At 70.6% G+C, this 1,295-nt stretch carries 2 protein-coding genes; one reads left to right on the forward strand and one right to left on the reverse strand.

Annotated features, from left to right (window positions below):
* Positions 1-343: hypothetical protein (locus EU811_RS23290; protein ID WP_202979362.1), on the reverse strand; the 343-nt coding region annotated here is incomplete at its 3' end.
* A 181-nt stretch (positions 344-524) separates the two neighbouring features.
* On the opposite strand from EU811_RS23290, the gene EU811_RS23295 reads away from it, so the two are divergent.
* The coding region (locus EU811_RS23295; RefSeq protein WP_142940597.1) for an enoyl-CoA hydratase/isomerase family protein at positions 525-1,295 on the forward strand (771 nt) is incomplete at its 3' end.

The following is a 1,295-nucleotide window of genomic DNA, read 5'->3' on the forward strand; positions in this document are numbered from 1 at the left end:
CCGAGACGATCAGCAGGAGCCCCTGGATCAGCTCGTCCGAGACGGGTACGCCCTGGCGGGCCAGCAGGTCACGGACGGCGTGCCGCGCCTGCGGTACCGAGGCGTCGACGGCCGGAGCGGTGAAGCGCCAGACCCCCTCGTACGGCAGCGGGCCCGGCGGTCTGACGTCGGGAGGCAACTCCCCGCCGCCTTCAGGGCGTGGGCCGGACCCCCGCCCCTGGTCGTCCATCGTCCGGTCGCCGCCCTTGCGCTCGATTGTCACCACACGTCGAGTGTTGGTAACGCGCTGGTCCGTACCGGATAACTGAACAGAAGTCAGCGAGTATCGGCGATTTCTGATCACCGATGCGTGACACCGTCACCTGTGGGACCGGTCCTGTCCGTCTTGTGCCGAATCCGGAACTCTTCGGGTTGTACGGGTTAGCTCCGGGACCACATCGCGACGCGCCGCCCGCCGTACCGGTCGTCACGAGCCCGAGGTCCGCTTGATCGTGCGTTCGACGAGGGCGGATAGCATCCCGCGTATGGAGCCGCAGCTGCTGCACAGCGTCGCCGACGGGGTCGCCACCGTCGTCATCCACCACCCGGCGAAGCGCAACGCCATGACGGCGGACATGTGGCGGGCGCTGCCGCCGCTGCTCGACACCCTGGCCGCCGACCCCGCCGTACGCGTGCTCGTGCTGACCGGTGAGGGCGGGACGTTCTGTGCCGGGGCCGACATCTCCTCGCTGCGGGGTTCGTCGGGCGAGGCGCAGGGGCTGGCCGTACGGGCCGAGGAGGCGCTCGCCGCGTTCGCCAAGCCGACGCTCGCGGCCGTACGTGGCTACTGCGTGGGCGGTGGGTGTCAGCTCGCGGCTGCGTGCGATCTGCGGTTCGCGGACGAGGAGGCGTCGTTCGGGATCACTCCGGCGAAGCTGGGGATCGTCTACGCGGCCTCCTCCACCCGGCGGTTGGTGTCCCTCGTGGGGCCCGCCACCGCCAAGTACCTGCTGTTCTCGGGTGAGTTGATCGACGCCGAGCGTGCGCTGCGCACCGGTCTGGTGGACGAGGTGCTGCCGGGCGGCGAACTCGACAAGCGGGTCGCGGAGTTCAGCCGGATCCTCGTCTCACGTTCACAGCTGACACAGGCCGCGGCGAAGGAGTTCGCCGACGGGCGTACGGACCGGGACGACTACTGGGCGCTGCAGGCGCGCGACGGCGGCGACACCGCGGAGGGGGTCGCCGCCTTCCTGGAGCGCCGCCGGCCCGACTTCACCTGGACCACGCCCAAGCCCACGTCCGAGCCCACGAGACTA

It is taken from the genome of Arthrobacter sp. TS-15 (genome assembly GCF_006964045.1).
Taxonomy (GTDB): Bacteria; Actinomycetota; Actinomycetes; order Actinomycetales; family Micrococcaceae; genus Arthrobacter.